At 63.9% G+C, this 17793-nt stretch carries 20 protein-coding genes; 7 read left to right on the top strand and 13 right to left on the bottom strand.

Annotated features, from left to right (window positions below; genetic code table 11):
* Positions 1–15: 15 nt before the first annotated feature.
* The 10 genes from AC56QP_RS19455 to mdh all read right to left on the bottom strand — a co-directional run bounded on the left by AC56QP_RS19455 (position 16) and on the right by mdh (position 10484).
* Complete coding sequence (locus AC56QP_RS19455) at positions 16–771, bottom strand: SDR family oxidoreductase (RefSeq protein ID WP_489858485.1); 756 nt, start codon at positions 769–771, stop codon at positions 16–18.
* Positions 768–1268 (bottom strand): hypothetical protein, encoded by a 501-nt coding sequence (locus AC56QP_RS19450; RefSeq protein ID WP_489858486.1) that lies wholly within the window; start codon positions 1266–1268, stop codon positions 768–770. The genes AC56QP_RS19455 and AC56QP_RS19450 overlap by 4 nt, the downstream gene beginning before the upstream one ends.
* Positions 1268–1975, bottom strand: a complete 708-nt coding sequence (locus AC56QP_RS19445) for a DUF4241 domain-containing protein (protein ID WP_489858487.1) — start codon at positions 1973–1975, stop codon at positions 1268–1270. The genes AC56QP_RS19450 and AC56QP_RS19445 overlap by 1 nt, the downstream gene beginning before the upstream one ends.
* Before the next feature lie 16 nt (positions 1976–1991).
* Complete coding sequence (gene odhB / locus AC56QP_RS19440) at positions 1992–3278, bottom strand: 2-oxoglutarate dehydrogenase complex dihydrolipoyllysine-residue succinyltransferase (protein WP_489858488.1); 1287 nt, start codon at positions 3276–3278, stop codon at positions 1992–1994.
* Between the two features lie 30 nt (positions 3279–3308).
* Positions 3309–6296 (bottom strand): 2-oxoglutarate dehydrogenase E1 component, encoded by a 2988-nt coding sequence (locus tag AC56QP_RS19435; RefSeq protein ID WP_489858489.1) that lies wholly within the window; start codon positions 6294–6296, stop codon positions 3309–3311.
* A gap of 204 nt (positions 6297–6500) precedes the next feature.
* A complete protein-coding gene (sucD, locus tag AC56QP_RS19430; protein ID WP_489858490.1) occupies positions 6501–7403 on the bottom strand; it encodes a succinate--CoA ligase subunit alpha in 903 nt (300 codons plus the stop codon).
* Between the two features lie 11 nt (positions 7404–7414).
* Positions 7415–7912 carry a DUF1579 family protein gene (locus AC56QP_RS19425; RefSeq protein ID WP_489858491.1) on the bottom strand — a complete coding sequence of 166 codons (498 nt, stop codon included), beginning with the start codon at positions 7910–7912 and terminating at the stop codon, positions 7415–7417.
* Between the two features lie 2 nt (positions 7913–7914).
* Complete coding sequence (locus AC56QP_RS19420) at positions 7915–8286, bottom strand: cupin domain-containing protein (RefSeq protein ID WP_489858492.1); 372 nt, start codon at positions 8284–8286, stop codon at positions 7915–7917.
* A 4-nt stretch (positions 8287–8290) separates the two neighbouring features.
* Positions 8291–9484, bottom strand: coding sequence for an ADP-forming succinate--CoA ligase subunit beta (sucC, locus tag AC56QP_RS19415; RefSeq protein WP_489858493.1), 1194 nt, complete (start codon positions 9482–9484; stop codon positions 8291–8293).
* Positions 9485–9515: 31 nt separating this feature from the next.
* Positions 9516–10484, bottom strand: a complete 969-nt coding sequence (gene mdh, locus AC56QP_RS19410; protein WP_256752040.1) for a malate dehydrogenase — start codon at positions 10482–10484, stop codon at positions 9516–9518.
* Between the two features lie 215 nt (positions 10485–10699).
* Here mdh and AC56QP_RS19405 point away from each other — a divergent pair, with 215 nt between their 5' ends.
* Both AC56QP_RS19405 and AC56QP_RS19400 read left to right on the top strand, forming a co-directional pair.
* Positions 10700–11119 (top strand): GNAT family N-acetyltransferase, encoded by a 420-nt coding sequence (locus tag AC56QP_RS19405; RefSeq protein ID WP_489858494.1) that lies wholly within the window; start codon positions 10700–10702, stop codon positions 11117–11119.
* A gap of 35 nt (positions 11120–11154) precedes the next feature.
* Positions 11155–11493, top strand: coding sequence for a hypothetical protein (locus tag AC56QP_RS19400; RefSeq protein WP_489858495.1), 339 nt, complete (start codon positions 11155–11157; stop codon positions 11491–11493).
* A 5-nt stretch (positions 11494–11498) separates the two neighbouring features.
* Here AC56QP_RS19400 and zapE read toward each other — a convergent pair whose 3' ends face one another.
* The 3 genes from zapE to AC56QP_RS19385 form a co-directional block, all read right to left on the bottom strand.
* Positions 11499–12722: a cell division protein ZapE gene (gene zapE / locus AC56QP_RS19395; protein WP_489858496.1), complete on the bottom strand. Its 1224-nt coding sequence runs from the start codon at positions 12720–12722 to the stop codon at positions 11499–11501.
* An 88-nt stretch (positions 12723–12810) separates the two neighbouring features.
* Positions 12811–13350 carry a protease inhibitor Inh/omp19 family protein gene (locus AC56QP_RS19390; protein ID WP_489858497.1) on the bottom strand — a complete coding sequence of 180 codons (540 nt, stop codon included), beginning with the start codon at positions 13348–13350 and terminating at the stop codon, positions 12811–12813.
* 130 nt (positions 13351–13480) lie between these two features.
* On the bottom strand, positions 13481–13933 hold the full coding sequence (locus AC56QP_RS19385) for a VOC family protein (protein WP_489858498.1): 453 nt from the start codon (positions 13931–13933) through the stop codon (positions 13481–13483).
* Between the two features lie 140 nt (positions 13934–14073).
* Between AC56QP_RS19385 and AC56QP_RS19380 the strand changes: the two genes are divergently transcribed.
* The 5 genes from AC56QP_RS19380 (at position 14074) to mtaB (ending at position 17790) form a co-directional block, all read left to right on the top strand.
* Positions 14074–15093, top strand: a complete 1020-nt coding sequence (locus tag AC56QP_RS19380) for an MBL fold metallo-hydrolase (RefSeq protein ID WP_489858499.1) — start codon at positions 14074–14076, stop codon at positions 15091–15093.
* A gap of 8 nt (positions 15094–15101) precedes the next feature.
* The gene (locus AC56QP_RS19375) at positions 15102–15245 is read left to right on the top strand and encodes a hypothetical protein (RefSeq protein WP_489858500.1); all 144 of its coding nucleotides are present in this window, start codon (positions 15102–15104) and stop codon (positions 15243–15245) included.
* 98 nt (positions 15246–15343) lie between these two features.
* A complete protein-coding gene (locus tag AC56QP_RS19370) occupies positions 15344–15505 on the top strand; it encodes a DUF1328 family protein (RefSeq protein ID WP_091576005.1) in 162 nt (53 codons plus the stop codon).
* A 72-nt stretch (positions 15506–15577) separates the two neighbouring features.
* A complete protein-coding gene (dapF, locus tag AC56QP_RS19365; protein ID WP_489858501.1) occupies positions 15578–16462 on the top strand; it encodes a diaminopimelate epimerase in 885 nt (294 codons plus the stop codon).
* Positions 16462–17790 carry a tRNA (N(6)-L-threonylcarbamoyladenosine(37)-C(2))-methylthiotransferase MtaB gene (mtaB, locus tag AC56QP_RS19360; protein WP_489858502.1) on the top strand — a complete coding sequence of 443 codons (1329 nt, stop codon included), beginning with the start codon at positions 16462–16464 and terminating at the stop codon, positions 17788–17790. Before dapF ends, mtaB begins: the two co-directional genes overlap by 1 nt.
* Positions 17791–17793: the final 3 nt, after the last annotated feature.

Below are 17793 nucleotides of genomic sequence, written 5' to 3'. Positions count from 1 at the left end.
CTTCTCGATTGGGGCTCAGCGGCCGCCGCTTACATTCAGGATCGCGCCCGTCGTATAGGACGCGGTGTCGGATAGAAGATAGAGAACCGCGCCCGCGACTTCATCCGCGGTGCCGGCTCTCTTCATCGGCAGTATATCGCGGAACCGTTCTATCCTGTCCGGCTGCCCGCCGGAGGCATGAATTTCGGTGTCGATGAGGCCAGGTCGCACTGCATTGACGCGGATGCCTTCCAGCGCCACCTCGCGGGCGAGCCCGATGGTGAAGGTGTCGATGGCGCCCTTGGAGGCGGCATAGTCGACAAATTCGCCCGGCGAGCCCAGCACAGCCGCGGCCGACGAAATGTTGACGATGGATCCGCCCGGCCCGCCGTGGCGCGTCGACATGCGCTTGACCGCCTCGCGGGCGCAGAGGAACGAGCCGACGACATTGATGCGCATCATGCGCTCGAGCCGTGCGACATCCATCTCGTCGACGCGCGCCTTGACGTCGACGATGCCGGCATTGTTGACGAAAGCATCGAGCCGGCCATAGGCGCGGTCGACGGCGCCGAACATCGCCACGACATCGGCCTCGCTACCGACATCGCCCTTGACGGCAAAAGCTTCGCCGCCGGCCGCCTTGATTTCGCTGACCAGCGCGTCGGCGGCATTCTGGTTCGAGGCGTAGTTGACCGCCACGCGATAGCCGGCCTTCGACCCGAGCCTGCAGATCGCGGCGCCGATGCCGCGGCTGCCGCCGGTGACCAGCAGCACCTTTTGCGCCTCGCTCATTCCTGGCATCCCTTCAAGGCAAACACATCCCACGGCACTTTCGAAAATCCGCTGCCGCCATATGCCGAGGATTGACGCAGCGCCGGACCGAGATCCGGCAGGATCAGCGTCTTCGGCGCCTCGACACCTTCGGCCGGCAGTAGCCCGATGCTGCCCTTGTCGTCCGACGTGTAGATGACGCCATGCCAGAGCGTGCAGGCGGCGAGCTCCTCGCCGGTGACGTCGCCCTCAGGGCATTTGTACATCAGCGCGCCGTTCGGCCGCGACACGCCTTCGTTCCACATGACGATGCCGTTCAGCACGACATTGTTGTCGAGGATCATCCGGAACGTGTTGGTGACGGTCGCGGAGGTTCCGGTCGGCGTGAAATCGATCTCGCTGCCACTCTGGGCGTCGCCATAGACGGCAAGCTCGATCGGGCAGGCGGCATGGGCACTGGAAGTCGCCGCTGTGAGAGCGGCCAAAAATCCGACCATGGGCGTAGTGACGTTTGTCATCAGTTCGCCTGGTTGCTTTCTCGGCCGTCCGCGTTTTCGAGCACTTCGAAGTCGGTCATCAGGAGAAGTGGTTCGCCGGCGGCGTCCAATCCCCAGAAGGACCGATACGCGCCGTCACCGAAGCCAGTGTCAAACATGGCGACATTGAGCGGGCTCCCATCAATCGGATAATCCATGCCGAATCTGTCGAGAGAGCACGCAACGTCAGCAAGATAGTCGTCAAGTTCTTCCGGGTCGGTCATTACCGTCAGAACCGACTTGTCCATGAACGACGCGACCGCGTCATCGACGATAAATTCAAACTCGTAGGCTGATGGGCGATCGCGAGCGAAGGTGGCCAATTCCCAGCGCGCCGGCAAGCCAGCGCCAAATCGCAAGACCGCCGCGGCAACACGGCCTTGCGCCTCAAGCAGGGTGACCTGGTAGCGTCCCGGTCTGACCTTGCGGCCAAACGCAGGCCGTTCCAGCCCGGTGATCAGTGGATCGCAGGCGATGATTTCGCCTGTCGGTAGCTCAAGCTGACCAACCGTGGTGATGGTAATCTTCCGCTCCGCCATCTCGTCTTCGCTTAGGGCGAAGACGCCGAGATTGCTGTTAACCTCGGAGGCATCCCAATCGGCGGGCGAAGCGACCACAGGCAAATCGGAGAAAAGCCAGGCACGTCCACGTCGAAACAATTGGCGTAAGGTATCCGGCCAACCGCTCATCGCGGATCAGCCCCGATCACAAATCGAGCACCAGCCGTTCCGGATCCTCCAGGCTTTCCTTGACACGCACCAGGAAGGTCACGGCTTCCTTGCCGTCGACGATGCGGTGATCGTAGCTGAGCGCCAGGTACATCATCGGCCGGATGACGATCTGGCCGCCGACCACGACAGGCCGGTCCTGGATCTTGTGCATGCCCAGAATGCCGGACTGCGGCGCGTTGAGGATCGGCGTCGACATCAGCGACCCGTAAACGCCACCGTTGGAAATGGTAAACGTGCCGCCCTGCATGTCGGCGACCGACAGCTTGCCGTCGCGCGCGGCGATGCCCAGCCGGCCGATATCCTTCTCGATCTCGGCGATCGACATCTGGTCGGCATTGCGCACGACAGGCACGACGAGGCCCTTTTCGGTGCCGACGGCGACGCCGATATGCGCGTAGTTCTTGAAGATGATGTCGGTGCCGTCGATCTCGGCGTTGACCGAAGGGATTTCCTTCAGCGCATGCGTCACCGCCTTGGTGAAGAAGCCCATGAAGCCGAGCTTCACGCCGTGCTTCTTCTCGAACACGTCCTTGTATTTGGTCCTGAGCGCCATCACCGCTGACATGTCGACCTCGTTGAAGGTGGTCAGCATGGCGGCGGTCGACTGTGCTTCCTTGAGGCGGCGCGCGATCGTCTGGCGCAGCTTGGTCATGCGCACGCGCTCCTCGCGCGACGCATCGTCGCCCGAGGACGGCGCACGGACAGTGACCGGTGCGGGCGCCGGTGCCGCCTTGGGCGTTTCGGCCGGCTGCGACGGCGCGCCCTTGGAGATCGCGTCGAGCACGTCGCCCTTCAGCACCTGGCCACGCTTGCCCGAACCGGAGAGCTGATCGACCGCCAGATTGTTCTCGGCGATCAGCTTCGCCGCCGCCGGCGCCGGCGGCATGCCGCGTGGCTCGACCGCGCCGGCATCGCCCGCGATCTTGGCGGTTTCGACCGCCGCCTGCTTGACGGTGGACGCCGCGTCGGGGCTCGAGGCCTGCGACACCGCTTGCGGCTTGGTCGCTGGTGCGGCGGCGTCCCCGCCGGCCGAAATCGAACCCAGCAAAGCGCCGACGCCGACCGTCTCGCCTTCCTTGGCGGTGATTTCGCTCAGCGTCCCCGCGGCGGCGGCCGGCACCTCCACCGTCACCTTGTCGGTCTCGAGCTCGACCAGGGGCTCGTCGGCGGCAATGGCGTCGCCCACCTTCTTGAACCATTTGCCGATGGTCGCTTCGGTGACGGATTCGCCGAGAGTGGGAACGCGGATTTCGGTAGCCATTGTGCCTGTCCGTTTCTTGTCGGGTTCTGTTTATTCGCCGAGCGCGTCTTCGAGCAGGGCGGCGAGCTGGGCAAGGTGCTTGGACATCAGTCCGGTCGCCGGCGACGCGGCAGCCGGACGGCCGGTGTAGCGCACCCGCTGATGCTTGGCGTCGATATGCGCCAGCACCCACTCCAGATACGGGTCGATGAACGACCAGGCACCCATGTTCTTGGGCTCCTCCTGGCACCACACCATCTCGGCGTTGCGGAAGCGCGACAGTTCCGTGATCAGCGCCTTGGCCGGGAATGGATAGAGCTGTTCGACGCGCAGCAGGTAGATGTCGTTGATGCCGCGCTTCTCGCGCTCTTCGTAGAGGTCGTAGTAGACCTTGCCCGAGCACAGCACGACGCGACGGATCTTCGAATCCTTGACCAGCTTGATCGCCTGGCCGGGAAGCAGCTGGGCATCGTCCCACAAAAGCCGGTGGAACGAGCTCTCGCCGGAAATTTCCGGCAGTGTCGACACCGCTCGCTTGTGGCGCAGCAGCGACTTCGGCGTCATCAGGATCAGCGGCTTGCGGAAGTCCCGCTTCAACTGCCGGCGCAGGATGTGGAAGTAGTTGGCCGGCGTCGTGCAGTTGGCCACTTGCATGTTGTCTTCGGCGCAAAGCTGCAGGAAACGCTCGAGCCGCGCCGAGGAATGTTCCGGACCCTGGCCTTCATAGCCATGCGGCAGCAGGCAGACGAGGCCCGACATTCTGAGCCACTTGCGCTCACCCGACGAGATGAACTGGTCGAACACCACCTGGGCGCCGTTGGCGAAGTCGCCGAACTGCGCTTCCCACAGCGTCAGCGCCTTCGGCTCGGCAAGGCTGTAGCCATATTCGAAACCGAGCACCGCCTCTTCCGACAGCATCGAGTTGATGACTTCGTAGCCCGCCTGCGCGGCGGACAGGTTGTTGAGTGGGATGTAGCGGGTTTCGTCGCGCTGGTCGTAGAGCACCGAATGGCGCTGCGAGAAGGTGCCGCGTTCGGAATCCTGGCCCGACAGCCGGATCGGGTTTCCGTCGAGCAGGATGGCGCCGAAGGCCAGCGCCTCGGCCGTCGACCAGTCGATGCCTTCGCCGGACTCGATCGCCTGGCGGCGGTTCTCCAGGAACCGGATGATCGTCTTGTGCGCCTCGAAATCCTTCGGCACCTCGGTCAGCTTCCTGCCGATTTCCTTCAGCGTCTTGACCGGCACGGCGGTCTTGCCGCGCCGCGTTTCGTCCTGGTTGTCGGCCGTGCGCAGGCCTGACCAGGCGCCGTCGAGCCAGTCGGCCTTGTTGGGCTTGTAGTGCTGGCCGACCTCCCACTCCGATTCCAGATGCGCCCGCCAGTCCGCCTTCATCTTGTCGAATTCGGCCTGGGTGATATGGCCTTCGGCAATCAGGCGGTCGGCATAGATCTGCACCGTCGTCCTGTGGTTGCGGATGTTGCGATACATGATCGGCTGGGTGAAGGCCGGCTCGTCGCCCTCATTGTGGCCGAAGCGGCGGTAGCAGAACATGTCCACCACCACCGGCTTGTGGAACTTCATGCGGAATTCGATCGCCACCTTGGTGGCATGGACCACCGCTTCCGGATCGTCGCCGTTGACGTGGAAGATCGGCGCCTCGATCATCTTGGCGACGTCGGACGGATAGGGCGACGAGCGCGAGAAGCGCGGATTGGTGGTGAAGCCGATCTGGTTGTTGATGATGAAGTGCAGCGTGCCGGCGACGCGGTGGCCGCGCAGCCCGGACAGGCCGAGGATTTCGGCAATCACGCCCTGGCCGGCGAAGGCGGCGTCGCCGTGCAGCAAGAGCGGCAGCACCTTGGCGCGCTCCTCCAGCGGCACGATCTCCTCGCGGCTGCGGCCGAACAGATAGTCCTGCTTGGCGCGCGCCTTGCCCATCACGACAGGATCGACGATTTCCAGATGCGAGGGGTTGGCGGTCAGCGACAGATGCACCTTGTTGCCGTCGAACTCGCGGTCCGACGAGGCGCCGAGATGGTACTTGACGTCGCCCGAACCTTCGACCTCGTCGGGGGCGGCCGAGCCGCCCTTGAACTCATGGAAGATGGCGCGGTGCGGCTTGGCCATCACCTGGGAGAGCACATTCAGCCGGCCGCGATGCGCCATGCCGAGCACGATCTCCTTCATGCCGAGCTGGCCGCCACGCTTGATGATCTGCTCCAGCGCCGGGATCAGCGCCTCGCTGCCATCGAGGCCGAAACGCTTGGTGCCCTTGTACTTGATGTCGGCGAACTGCTCGAAACCTTCGGATTCGATCAGCTTCTGCAGGATCGCCTTCTTGCCGGTCGCGGTGAAGGTGATCTCCTTGTCGGCGCCCTCGATGCGCGCCTGGATCCAGGCCTTCTCCTCGGGATCGGAGATGTGCATGAATTCGACGCCGAGCGTCGAGCAATAGGTGCGGGTCAGGATCTCCAGCATCTGCCGGACGGTGCCGAATTCGAGCCCTAGCACATTGTCGAGGAAGATCGGCCGGTCATAGTCGGCTTCGGTGAAGCCGTAATTCTCCGGCGACAATTCGTTGTAGTCCTCGAGCGGCTTGGCGATGCCGAGCGGGTCGAGATTGGCGTGCAGGTGGCCGCGCATGCGGTAGGCGCGGATCATCATGATGGCGCGCACGGAATCGCGCGTCGCCTGGTGCACGTCGGCGTCGGAAAGAACGACACCGTTGGTGACCGCCTTGTCCTTGACCTTCTTTTCCAGATGCTTCTCGACGATGCCCCAGTTGCCGTCGAGCGCCGACACCAGCTCGCCATTGGCCTGCAGCGGCCAGGATGGCTTGGCCCAGGAGGCACCCTTGGCGTTCTTGCGCACGTCGCCGGCGTCGTCCTTCAGCCCGGCGAAGAACTCCTGCCATTCGGGATTGACCGAGGCGGGATCGTCCTCATAGGCGGCATAGAGCGCGTCTATGTAGTCGGCGTTGCCGCCATAGAGGAAAGAGGTGAGCGAAAATTGGTCGTTGGCCTGATCTTGTCTTGCCATGTCACTTAGCGGAGCCCTTGCTCCGTCTCCTTACGTTTGCGGCATTGCCGCGATGTCGAACGGTTCACCCGTCCTTGTTCCCCTCAAGGCCAACGAACCGCCGCCAGCCCTCATTCCATTTCCGGCCCTTCGCTTTCGCGCCAGGCGTTCGAAATTCGAAAAGCCAGGCAACTGGCCTTTCGTCGGCCAGCGGCCGATCGTTTCTCACCCTTTGATCGCCTCGACCAGCGTCGTGCCGAGACGGGCCGGCGAGGGCGAAACTTTTATTCCGGCCGATTCCATCGCCGCGATCTTGTCCTCGGCGCCGCCCTTGCCGCCGGAGATGACCGCGCCCGCGTGGCCCATGGTGCGGCCGGCCGGCGCCGTGCGCCCGGCGATGAAGCCGGCCATCGGCTTCTTGCGGCCACGCTTGGCTTCGTCCTTGAGGAACTGCGCGGCGTCTTCCTCGGCCGAACCGCCGATCTCGCCGATCATGATGATCGACTTGGTCTCGTCGTCGGCGAGGAACATCTCGAGCACGTCGATGAACTCGGTGCCCTTGACGGGGTCGCCGCCAATGCCGACGGCGGTGGTCTGGCCGAGGCCGACATTGGTGGTCTGGAACACAGCCTCATAGGTAAGTGTTCCCGAGCGCGAAACAACGCCGACCGAGCCCTTGCGGAAGATGTTGCCGGGCATGATGCCGATCTTGCATTCGTTGGGGGTGAGCACGCCCGGGCAGTTCGGGCCGATCAGCCGCGAGGTCGAGCGGTCGAGCCTCGCCTTGACCCTGATCATGTCCATAACCGGTATGCCCTCGGTGATGCAGATGATCAGCGGGATCTCGGCCTCGATCGCTTCCAGGATCGCTTCGGCGGCACCCGCCGGCGGCACATAGACGACGGAAGCGTTGGCGCCGGTCTTTGCCTTGCCCTCGGCGACGGTGGCGAAGATCGGCAGGCTCTCGCCCTTCGAGCCGGTCCAGGTCTCGCCACCCTTCTTCGGATGGATGCCGCCGACCATCTTGGTTCCGTGATAGGCCAGCGCCTGTTCGGTATGGAACGTGCCGGTCTTGCCGGTCAGGCCCTGCACCAGCACCTTGGTGTTCTTGTCGACGAGAATGGACATGGGAGCCCTTTTTAAAAACCGTTGATCGAGGATGATGAAACGCGCTGGTAGACGCCGCTCACCATGTCTTGCCAAATGTCGCTGCCGGCCGGCTGGAACTCCAGCCGCATGCGATAGTTGCTGTCAGTATTGAAAGTGTAGGTGACACGGGCCGATCCGCGTGGCGACGATCTCACCAACACCAATTCGCTGCCGTTCCACGCGCCGGTGGCGGGGGCGGCGGGCACAAAGCCCGTCGAATCGAACTGGTGCATGGTGACGAGACTGTTCGGCTGGTCGAAACCGAAGACGTTGTGCGAGCCGAACGAAATCGTGCCATCGCGGCGCTGACGATAGCTCTGCACCACGAACAGGCCGCCGAATTCGGCCGCCGTCAGCACTTCGGCGGTCGCGGTGCCGGCATCGGTCCATTGTGTGGCCGCCACCTCTTCTTCGCCACGCCACGCGCCGACCAGCGCCTGCAGGCGCTGATGATCGGCCGAAAGCGAGGAGAAGGGTGCCGCGTTCATGGTCAGAGCCGCTTCAGGTCGGCGACGGTGAGGTCGCTCTTGGCGTTTCCGGTGTTGAGCGTCGTCGCCGGCTCGAACATCAGCACGACAGGCTCTTCGCTCAGCGAACGCGGCCGGTGCTCGACGCCACGCGGCACGACGATGAAATCGCCCTCGCCGAGTTCGACCGGACCGTCGCGGAAATCGATGGCGATACGCCCACGCAGCACGAGGAAGGCTTCGTCCTCTTTGTCATGCGCGTGCCAGTCGAAGACCTTGCCAAACTTGGCGACCTTCGCCTGGCTGTCATTCACGTCACCGGCGATGTGCGGATCGAAGACCTTGGTGATCCTCGCATCCGCCGCCTCGACCAGGTTTATCTTGCGCGGAGGCACCAGATCAGCCCTTCACCGCCGCCACGATCTTCTTGGCCGCGTCGTCGAGGTCGTCGGCCGAAACCACGTTCAGGCCGCTGTCGTTGATGATCTTCTTGCCGAGCTCGGCATTGGTGCCTTCCAGGCGCACCACCAGCGGCACTTTCAGCCCGACTTCCTTGACCGCGGCAATGACGCCCTCGGCGATGATGTCGCACTTCATGATGCCGCCGAAGATGTTGATCAGGATGCCCTTGACCGCCGGATCCTTGGTGATGATCTTGAACGCCGCCGTCACTTTTTCCTTGGACGCACCGCCGCCGACATCGAGGAAGTTGGCAGGCTCGGCGCCATAGAGCTTGATGATGTCCATCGTCGCCATGGCCAGGCCCGCGCCATTGACCATGCAGCCGATATTGCCGTCGAGCGCGACATAGGCGAGGTCGTATTTCGACGCCTCGATCTCCTTCTCGTCCTCTTCGGTGGTGTCGCGCAGTTCGAGCACGTCCGGGTGGCGGAACAGCGCGTTGTTGTCGAACGACACTTTTGCGTCGAGCACGCGCAGCCGGCCGTTCTTCATGACGATCAGCGGATTGACCTCGAGCAGGCTCATGTCCTTCTCGACGAAGGCCTTGTAGAGGATCGGGAACAGCGTGTTGCCGTCCTTGGCAGCCTCGCCGTCGAGCTTCAGGGCGCCGTTGAGCGCCTTCAGATCGGCTGCCGTCACGCCCTTTTCCGGATCGATGGCGACGGTGATGATCTTTTCCGGCGTGTCATGCGCGACCGCCTCGATGTCCATGCCGCCTTCGGTCGAAACGACGAAGGCAACGCGGCCGACCGAGCGGTCGACCAGGATCGACAGATAGAGCTCGCGGTCGATATCGGCGCCGTCTTCGATGTAGAGGCGGTTGACCTGCTTGCCGGCCGGACCGGTCTGCTTGGTCACCAGCGTGTGGCCGAGCATCTCGTTGGCGTTGGCGACCACTTCGGCCACCGACTTCGCCAGCCGCACGCCACCCTTGGCGTCGGGGCCGAGCTCCTTGAACTTGCCCTTGCCGCGGCCGCCGGCATGGATCTGGCTCTTCACCACATAGAGCGGACCGGGCAACGCCTTGGCGGCGGCTTCCGCCTCGCTCGCCTTGAACACCGGCACGCCTTCGGCCACCGGCGCGCCGAAAGCCTTCAGCAGCGCCTTGCCTTGATATTCATGGATGTTCATCTGGATTGTCTCCGGGTCACTTACTGGAGGTTCACTTCGAGGCGAGATGCGGGGCGATCTTGACGCAGGCCTCGGTCAGGCCCTGCACCGTCGCCACCGAACTGTCGAACATCTTCTGCTCGCTCTTGTTCAGGTCGATCTCGATGATGCGCTCGACGCCGCCGGCGCCGATCACCACGGGCACGCCGACATAGGTGTTCTTGACGCCGTACTGGCCGGAGAGGAACGCCGCGCAAGGCAGCACGCGCTTCTTGTCCTTGAGATAGGCTTCGGCCATCGAGATCGCCGAGGCAGCCGGCGCGTAGTAGGCCGAGCCGGTCTTGAGCAGGCCGACGATCTCGGCGCCGCCATCGCGGGTGCGCTGCACGATCTGGTCGAGCTTTTCCTTCGAGGTCCAGCCCATCTTGACGAGGTCGGGCAGCGGAATGCCCGATACCGTCGAATAGCGGATCATCGGCACCATGGAATCGCCATGGCCGCCAAGCACGAAGGCGGTGACGTCCTCGACCGAGACCTTGAATTCCTCGGCCAGGAAATAGCGGAAGCGCGCGCTGTCGAGCACGCCGGCCATGCCGACGACATGGCTCTTTGGCAGGCCGGAAAACTTCTGCAGCGCCCACACCATGGCATCGAGCGGATTGGTGATGCAGATGACGAACGCCTTCGGCGCGTATTTCTTGAGGCCGGCGCCGACCTGTTCCATGACCTTCAGGTTGATGCCCAGGAGGTCGTCGCGGCTCATGCCCGGCTTGCGTGGCACGCCGGCGGTGACGATGCAGACGTCGGCGCCCTCGATGCCGGCATAGTCGTTGACGCCCGTCAGCCTGGAATCGAACCCATCGACAGGCGATGACTGCGCGATATCGAGTCCCTTGCCTTGCGGAATACCCTCCGCAATATCGAACAGCACCACGTCGCCGAGATCCTTGAGGCCGATCATGTGAGCGAGCGTGCCGCCGATCATGCCAGAGCCGATGAGCGCTATCTTGTTGCGTGCCATGTGAGGATGTTTTCCCTTTGTCTGTGACGGCGCCATACGGCGTCGAGGAAGAGGCCGGAATGTTGCGGGGACCCGCGAGATTTCGCCGCACCCAATAGCTCCGGTGCGCGATAAATTCAAACGATTATTTTGGAGTGAGCATTTTCAATCGGTTAGACTGTTTGGGATTTACGTAAACGTCAAAATTCATAAGCCGACTTGGGAGTATTTACACGATGAAGATGGAAATCATAAGGCTTGAGGCGGGCGATGACGCCCTTGTGATGAAAGTCGCCGAGGATGTGCTCGACGAACTGGTCAGGCTGGATCGGCTGGCCGCCTACCTCGCCGAACCCGGCCATTTCATGATCGTGGCGCTGGCCGATGGCGTGGTCGTCGGTCAATGCGCCGCGGTCATCCATCGCCATCCTGACAAGGTCAGCGAGCTCTATGTCGACGAAGTCGGCGTTTCGCCGGCCTTCCGGCGCCAGGGCGTCGCGCGAAAGATGCTCGACGCCATGTTCGCGATCGGCAGGGAGCATGGCTGCGAGGAGGCCTGGGTCGGCACCGAGCCGGACAATCTCGCCGCCCGCGCACTTTATGAATCGCGCGATTCGGTGGCCGAGCCGTTCGTGATGTACGTTTACAGGCTCTAGGATCGTTCCAGGTTGAACAACAGGGAAGATTGGCCATGACCGAAACGGAACCGCTCATTCTGCGTCGCTGGTCGTCCGCCATCCGCACACAGGATCGCGCTGCCTATGCCGACTATGTCGAGAGGACAGGAGGCCTTGATTACGCAGCCACGAAAGGCAACCGCGGCTTCCAGATGCTTATGCGTGATCGTGGCGACGGAACGACGGAGATCGTCACATTGAGCTGGTGGTCATCAATGGATGCCGTGCGAAGCTTTGCCGGCGACGCACCGGAACTGGCCCGCTACTATCCGGAAGATGATCGCTATCTCCTGGAGAAACCCGAATTCGTCGATCACTACACGGTTGTCGCCGGAACCTTGCCACCCGCCTGAAAGGCTCAGATCGTGGCGGCGGGAGACTCGCCGTGCCGGTCTTCGAGCCTGTTCGCCGGATCCTTCGCCTTCTGTCGCTCGGCCCAGTCTTCCAGCCAGTCGCGGCTCTGCATTTCGATCAAGCGTGATGCGGTGCGCTCGAACTCGAAGACCTCGACGCCGCGTTTGGCGACATAAAGCTGCTGTGGCGGCGCCTCGGCACTTACCACCAGCCGCGCATGGTGATCGTAGAGCGTGTCGATCAAAAGGATGAAGCGCTTGGCCTCGTTGCGCTTGCCTTCGCCCAGCACCGGCACGTGGTCGATGAAGATGGTCGAGAACCGGCCGGCAATGGCCAGGTAATCGCGTGCCCCGAGCGGCTTTTCGCAAAGATCGGCGAAGGAGAAGCGAGCCGCGACGCCGGCAGCGCGCGGGATCACCAAATGCCGGCCCTTGACGGTCAGCGACGCCTCGGCCGTCGGCGCACCGTGCGTCATGGCCCGCCACGCCTCGTCGAGCGCCTGGTCGGCCGCGGCATCGGCCGGCGTGACATAGACCGGCGTGCGGGCAAGCTTTTCGAGCCGGTAGTCCTTGTCGGTGTCGAGCGACAGCACATGCGTGTGCCGCTCCAGGATGCCGATGAACGGCAGGAAAAGCTGGCGGTTCAGCCCGTCGCCATAGAGATTTTCCGGCGCCACGTTCGAGGTCGCGACCAGCACAACGCCGCTGGCGAACAGCGCCGAAAACAGCCGCGACAGGATCATCGCATCGGCAATGTCGGTGACCGAGAACTCGTCGAAGCACAGCACCCAGGCCTGCTCGGCGAGGGCCTTGGCCACGGGCGGGATCGGATCGTCCTCCTTGACGTCGCCATTCTTGCGCGCCTGCCGGTGCTTCTGGATACGGTCCTGCACATCGGCCATGAAGTCGTTGAAGTGGACACGGCGCTTGCGGCGCACCGGCAACAGCTCGAAGAACATGTCCATCAGCATGGTCTTGCCGCGGCCGACGCCACCGTGGATGTAGAGGCCCTTGACCGCCTCATGCGTCTCGCGCTTGCGGGCAAACAGCCAGCCCAGCGCACTGGATTTGTGCGCCAGCCGCTTTGCCGAGATCTCGTCGATCAGCCGGTCGAGCGCGGCGGCGATCCGTTCCTGCGCCGGGTCGCGTTCGATCGCGCCCGTCTCGACCAGATGGTCATAGCGCTGCCTGACGGTCGCGTGGGTCTGGAGGCCGTCGCGCAGATGCATAGGTCACGTCGTTGTCGAGCAATTCCAGGAAAAGTGTGTAGCGGCTTTCCGTCCGGAGTTGCGTAAGAACATAAGAGGAAGATCGGACTTATCTTGTAAGCGAAATCGGCTGGCCGTTGGAAGTCTGGCCGTCGAATTTCGAACCGCCAGAGGAATAGAGCCGTGCCAGCGTGCCGCCATTCTCGTCATAGAGCGTCAGCTGCTTGCCGGCGACGTTCCACGACTTGATGCCGTCGATCGGCGCCGGGCAATGCAGCGGTCCGGCGCGGAAGCCGGCGCCGAATTTGGTCTGCGGCGTCGCCACCTTGCAGGTCTGGCCCGAAACGCTGGCGGTCCAGACGCCAGCGACGCTGGCCGCGGTCAGATCCGAGGCTCCGGCGGGCGCCGTGCCGTCCGGCGGCAACGACGCAACCTGCGTATTCGCCGGCGCGGTCGGGAACTGCGACGGATCGGTGGTCCCGGGTGAGGCCGGCGGCGGCAGCTGATTCGCCGTCACCTGGCCGGACGGGGCCGGCTGCAGCGGCGCGGGCTGCTGGTCATCCATCGACGAGAACCGTGAGGTCGAGCAGCCGCTCGCAACGAGCGCCGCCAGCGATACGGCCACCAGGCCGATTTTCGAAAAAGTCATTCCAACCTCCGTCGGATCCGGCTTGGGGGGATGCCGTCCGCGCAATCTCACCTCCACCAAGATGGAGAAGGTGGCGAAATTTCAACCCGATATGGTTAAAATACGGTTTGTGGCAAAATTTGTTGCAAATTTATCGCAACCACCCGGCCAGTGGGGCGCTCGGCACGAACACATATCCGTCAGGTCCGACGATATAGCTTTCCCGCAAGCCATGCGGCTTGTCGAGCGCGCCAGCCAGCACGATGTGGCCGTGATCCCGTGCCGCCGTCTCGATCGCATCGGGATCGGCGCCGTAGAGGCGCAACTCTATCCCGGCCCCGCGTGTTTCGCTGCCGACAATCACCCCGGTCATCGGGTTGTCGAGATAGGAATGGTCGGCATGCAGCATGAAAACCGATCCCAGCAACTCGATCGCCGCGAAATCCTCATCGGCGTAGATCACCCGCGCGCCAAGCACGTCGCGGCAGAAGGCTTCCATGGCCACCATGTCGCGCACCAGCAGGTTGACGCCGATGCCGCGTGGCAACGAGCGGCCGAAATCCTCGGCCTTCATCCACGGGGTCTTCGTCCGTTTCATCGCCATGGCGTCGTCCTCCCGCTCCGCGATCCCTGGCGATCCTAATTGAGCCGGCCTCCTAGCCCTTGGCATTCGGGAGCCAAATGCTTGCGCCAGCCGGCGCAGGGCCTATGTCTAGCAAACGCAAACCCGCTGGAGCCGCAAAATTGGCCGCGAAAAAGACAGCCGCCAATCGCTACTACAGCGGTCCGCCAAGCGATCATTTCGACGGCACCTTGTTCTTCAACCCCGACGGCCGGCCGCCAGGGCGCTTCGCCGACCTGCTGAAATGGCAGTTGAGCGGCGGGCGCTCGAAATGGCCGGCGGCCGATCCGAGTACGTTTCAGCAGGCAGATCCCGTGGAAAGGGTGGAAGGCTCCGCTTTGAGGGTGACGATGGTCGGCCATTCCTCGCTGCTCATCCAGACCGCCGGCCTGAACATCCTCACCGATCCGGTCTGGTCGCAACGCACGTCGCCGTTTTCCTTCCTCGGACCAAGACGCGTCAGTCCACCGGGCATCGCCTTCATCCGCCTGCCGCCGATCGACCTCGTGCTGGTCAGCCATAATCATTACGACCATCTCGACCTCGCGACACTGAAACGGCTCAAGGCAAAGCACGATCCGCTGGTGCTGACGCCCCTCGGCAACGACGTCCTCATCGACGGCGCCGTGCCCGGCATGCGGCTGTCGGCGCATGACTGGGGCGACAGGGTCGACACCCATGATGGCGTCGCCATCCATGTCGAGCCGGTGCATCACTGGTCGGCGCGCGGCACCCGCGACCGGTGCATGGCGCTGTGGGCCGGCTTCGTCATCGAGACACCGGGCGGCAAGATCTACTTCGCTGGCGACACCGGCTTCCACGATGGCGCCAATTACCGGCTGATGGCCGAGAGACATGGCGGCTTCCGCTTCGCCATCCTGCCGATCGGCGCCTACGAGCCACGCTGGTTCATGGCGCCGCAGCACCAGAACCCGGAGGAAGCCGTGCAAGGCATGAAGCTGTGCAACGCCGCCTATGCCGCCGGCTGCCATTGGGGCACCTTCCAGCTCACGGACGAACCGATCGACGAGCCGGTCCGAAAGCTGGCTCAGGCGCTTGACGACCAAGGCATCCCGCAGGAGCGCTTTCGCGCCTTGCAGCCGGGGGAAGTCTGGGACGTACCCGAGACAAAGCATGGCTGAAGTCTGCATTGGCCATTTACGGCACGACCTTTTTCGCCGATGGTCCGCCCGATGGCCTGCCGCCCGGCAAATACCGGTGCGACTTCCTCATGCATGACCAGAATTCCAACAAGACGGCGCCCTTCACCACCGATATCGAGATCGCCGGCTAGTCTTGCCCCTGACATACGCCTCGCAGCCAGCGGGAACCCAAGCGCGACAGCCGCGTTTCCATGCGGTTTCAAAATCTGTCGGGTTACGAGGCATTCCCATGATCAAATGGATCATCATTCTCCTGATCGTCGCCGCGGCGGCGAGCCTGCTCGGCATGCCGGCACTGGCAGGCGCCGCCGCCACCGGCGCGCGCATCCTCATCGGCATCGTTCTCATCATCTTCCTGCTCGTGGTGCTTGGCATCTTCGCGGTGACGTAAAGCTGCTCCGCACTGGTAATTCCTGCCCGTTTCCGCCATATAGCGCCAAACGGACACGGAATTTTCGGAGCAATGGCAAGCACGGCCCCCTTCGCCAAGATGAACGGCATCGGCAACGAGATCATCGTTGCCGATATGCGTGGCCGTGCCGATCGGGTGACGCCGGCTGCGGCCATCGCGCTGAACGCCGACGCCGCGACCAGGTTCGACCAGATCATGGCGATCCACGACGCCAGGACGCCGGGCACCGCCTTTTTCATCGACATCCTGAATTCCGACGGCTCCGGGGCGCAGGCCTGCGGCAACGGCATGCGCTGCGTCGTCCAGGCGCTGGCCTCCGAGACCGGCCAGAAGACCTTCACCTTCGAGACCGTGGCCGGCATCCTCAATGCACGTGAACATGCCGACGGCTCGATCTCGGTCGACATGGGCACGCCACGTTTCGGCTGGCAGGAAATCCCGCTGGCCGAGGAATTCCGCGACACCCGCATGATCGAGCTGCAGATCGGCCCGATCGACGCGCCGGTGCTGCATTCACCCTCGGTCGTCTCGATGGGCAATCCGCACGCCATCTTCTGGGTCGACCGAGATGTCTGGTCCTATGAACTCGACCGCTTCGGCCCGCTGCTCGAGAACCACCCGATGTTTCCCGAGCGCGCCAACATCACCATCGCACAGGTTACCTCACCGCAAACCATGGTCGTCCGCACCTGGGAGCGCGGCGCCGGCCTGACCAAGGCCTGTGGCTCGGCCGCCTGCGCATCGGTGGTTGCCGCGGCCCGTACCAAGCGGACCGGCCGGAGCGTCAGCCTGTTGACCCCCGGCGGTGGCACGCTGCATGTCGAATGGCGCGACGACGACCACGTCATCCTTACAGGTGCGGCCGAATGGGAATTTTCGGGCAGCTTCGATCCGTCGACCGGCATCTGGGCCCGCGACACCGAGAGCGCGGCCTGATGTCCGCCCTGTCCAAGGGCCCGGTCTCCGAGGGCCCCATCTCCAAGGCAATTGACGTAGTGACCTTCGGCTGCCGGCTGAACACCTATGAATCCGAGGTGATGCGGCGCGAGGCTGAAACCGCCGGCCTCGGCGCGCTGGAAGGCGGCGCGGTGATCTTCAACACCTGCGCCGTCACCGGCGAGGCGGTGCGCCAGGCCAGGCAGGCGATCCGCAAGGCGCGCCGCGACAACCCGCGGGCCCGCATCATCGTCACCGGCTGCGCCGCGCAGACCGAGCCGCAGAGTTTCGCCGCCATGGACGAGGTCGATCTCGTCCTCGGTAATGAGGAGAAGCTGAAGGCGCATTCCTATCGCGCGCTGCCGGATTTCGGCGTCAACGACACCGAGAAGGCGCGCGTCAACGACATCTTTTCGGTGCGCGAGACCGCCAGCCACATGGTCGACGCCATCGAGGGCCGGGCGCGGGCCTTCGTCCAGGTGCAGAACGGCTGCGACCACCGCTGCACCTTCTGCATCATTCCCTATGGTCGCGGCAATTCGCGCTCGGTGCCGATGGGCGCCGTGGTCGAGCAGGTCAAGCGGCTCAGCACCAACGGCTATGCCGAGATCGTGCTGACCGGCGTCGACATGACCAGCTTCGGCGCCGACCTGCCGGGCGCGCCAAAACTCGGCAAGCTGGTGAAGACGATCCTCAAGCAGGTGCCGGACGTGAAGCGCCTGCGGCTGTCGTCGATCGATTCGATCGAGGCCGACGACGATTTGCTCGACGCCATCGCCACCGAGCCGCGGCTGATGCCGCATCTGCATCTGTCGCTGCAGTCGGGCGACGACATGATCCTGAAGCGCATGAAGCGCCGGCATCTGCGCGATCAGTCGATCCGCTTCTGCGAGGATGTGCGCAAGCTGCGCCCAGGCATCGTCTTCGGCGCCGACATCATCGCCGGCTTTCCGACCGAGACCGACGACATGTTCGAGAACTCGGAAAAGATCGTCGAGGAATGCGGGCTGACCCACCTTCACGTCTTCCCGTTCAGCCCCCGCGAGGGTACGCCCGCCGCGCGCATGCCGCAGGTTCGCCGCGAGGTGGTCAAGCAGCGCGCCGCCCGGTTGCGCGCCGCCGGTGAAGCCGCGTATCGCAGCCATCTGTCGTCGCTGGCCGGAACGCGCCAGTCGATCCTGATCGAACGCGACGGCCTCGGCCGCACCGAAGGCTTCACGCTGGCGGCACTTGCCGCCGGCTCGCCGGGCGAAATCGTCCAGGCTGACATCACCGGCCATGACGGCGCCCGGCTGATCGCGGCGCCGCTTGCCGCCCGCGCCGCCTGAGAA

Source organism: Mesorhizobium sp. RCAM 05104 (genome assembly GCF_059683645.1).
The sequence above is the reverse complement of the archived record's forward strand: the minus strand, read 5'-3'. Positions and strand labels throughout refer to the sequence as shown.

Bases quoted from the DNA above. Each gene is read 5' to 3' on its own strand.
- dapF (WP_489858501.1), top strand. From the start codon at position 15,578: ATGGCAAGCACGGCCCCCTTCGCCAAGATGAACGGCATCGGCAACGAG.
- AC56QP_RS19445 (WP_489858487.1), bottom strand. From the start codon at position 1,975: ATGAGCGGTTGGCCGGATACCTTACGCCAATTGTTTCGACGTGGACGT.
- zapE (WP_489858496.1), bottom strand. From the start codon at position 12,722: ATGCATCTGCGCGACGGCCTCCAGACCCACGCGACCGTCAGGCAGCGC.
- AC56QP_RS19405 (WP_489858494.1), top strand. From the start codon at position 10,700: ATGAAGATGGAAATCATAAGGCTTGAGGCGGGCGATGACGCCCTTGTG.
- AC56QP_RS19400 (WP_489858495.1), top strand. From the start codon at position 11,155: ATGACCGAAACGGAACCGCTCATTCTGCGTCGCTGGTCGTCCGCCATC.
- AC56QP_RS19385 (WP_489858498.1), bottom strand. From the start codon at position 13,933: ATGGCGATGAAACGGACGAAGACCCCGTGGATGAAGGCCGAGGATTTC.
- AC56QP_RS19390 (WP_489858497.1), bottom strand. From the start codon at position 13,350: ATGACTTTTTCGAAAATCGGCCTGGTGGCCGTATCGCTGGCGGCGCTC.
- AC56QP_RS19425 (WP_489858491.1), bottom strand. From the start codon at position 7,912: ATGAACGCGGCACCCTTCTCCTCGCTTTCGGCCGATCATCAGCGCCTG.
- odhB (WP_489858488.1), bottom strand. From the start codon at position 3,278: ATGGCTACCGAAATCCGCGTTCCCACTCTCGGCGAATCCGTCACCGAA.
- sucC (WP_489858493.1), bottom strand. From the start codon at position 9,484: ATGAACATCCATGAATATCAAGGCAAGGCGCTGCTGAAGGCTTTCGGC.
- AC56QP_RS19435 (WP_489858489.1), bottom strand. From the start codon at position 6,296: ATGGCAAGACAAGATCAGGCCAACGACCAATTTTCGCTCACCTCTTTC.
- mdh (WP_256752040.1), bottom strand. From the start codon at position 10,484: ATGGCACGCAACAAGATAGCGCTCATCGGCTCTGGCATGATCGGCGGC.
- AC56QP_RS19450 (WP_489858486.1), bottom strand. From the start codon at position 1,268: ATGACAAACGTCACTACGCCCATGGTCGGATTTTTGGCCGCTCTCACA.
- sucD (WP_489858490.1), bottom strand. From the start codon at position 7,403: ATGTCCATTCTCGTCGACAAGAACACCAAGGTGCTGGTGCAGGGCCTG.
- AC56QP_RS19370 (WP_091576005.1), top strand. From the start codon at position 15,344: ATGATCAAATGGATCATCATTCTCCTGATCGTCGCCGCGGCGGCGAGC.
- AC56QP_RS19455 (WP_489858485.1), bottom strand. From the start codon at position 771: ATGAGCGAGGCGCAAAAGGTGCTGCTGGTCACCGGCGGCAGCCGCGGC.
- mtaB (WP_489858502.1), top strand. From the start codon at position 16,462: ATGTCCGCCCTGTCCAAGGGCCCGGTCTCCGAGGGCCCCATCTCCAAG.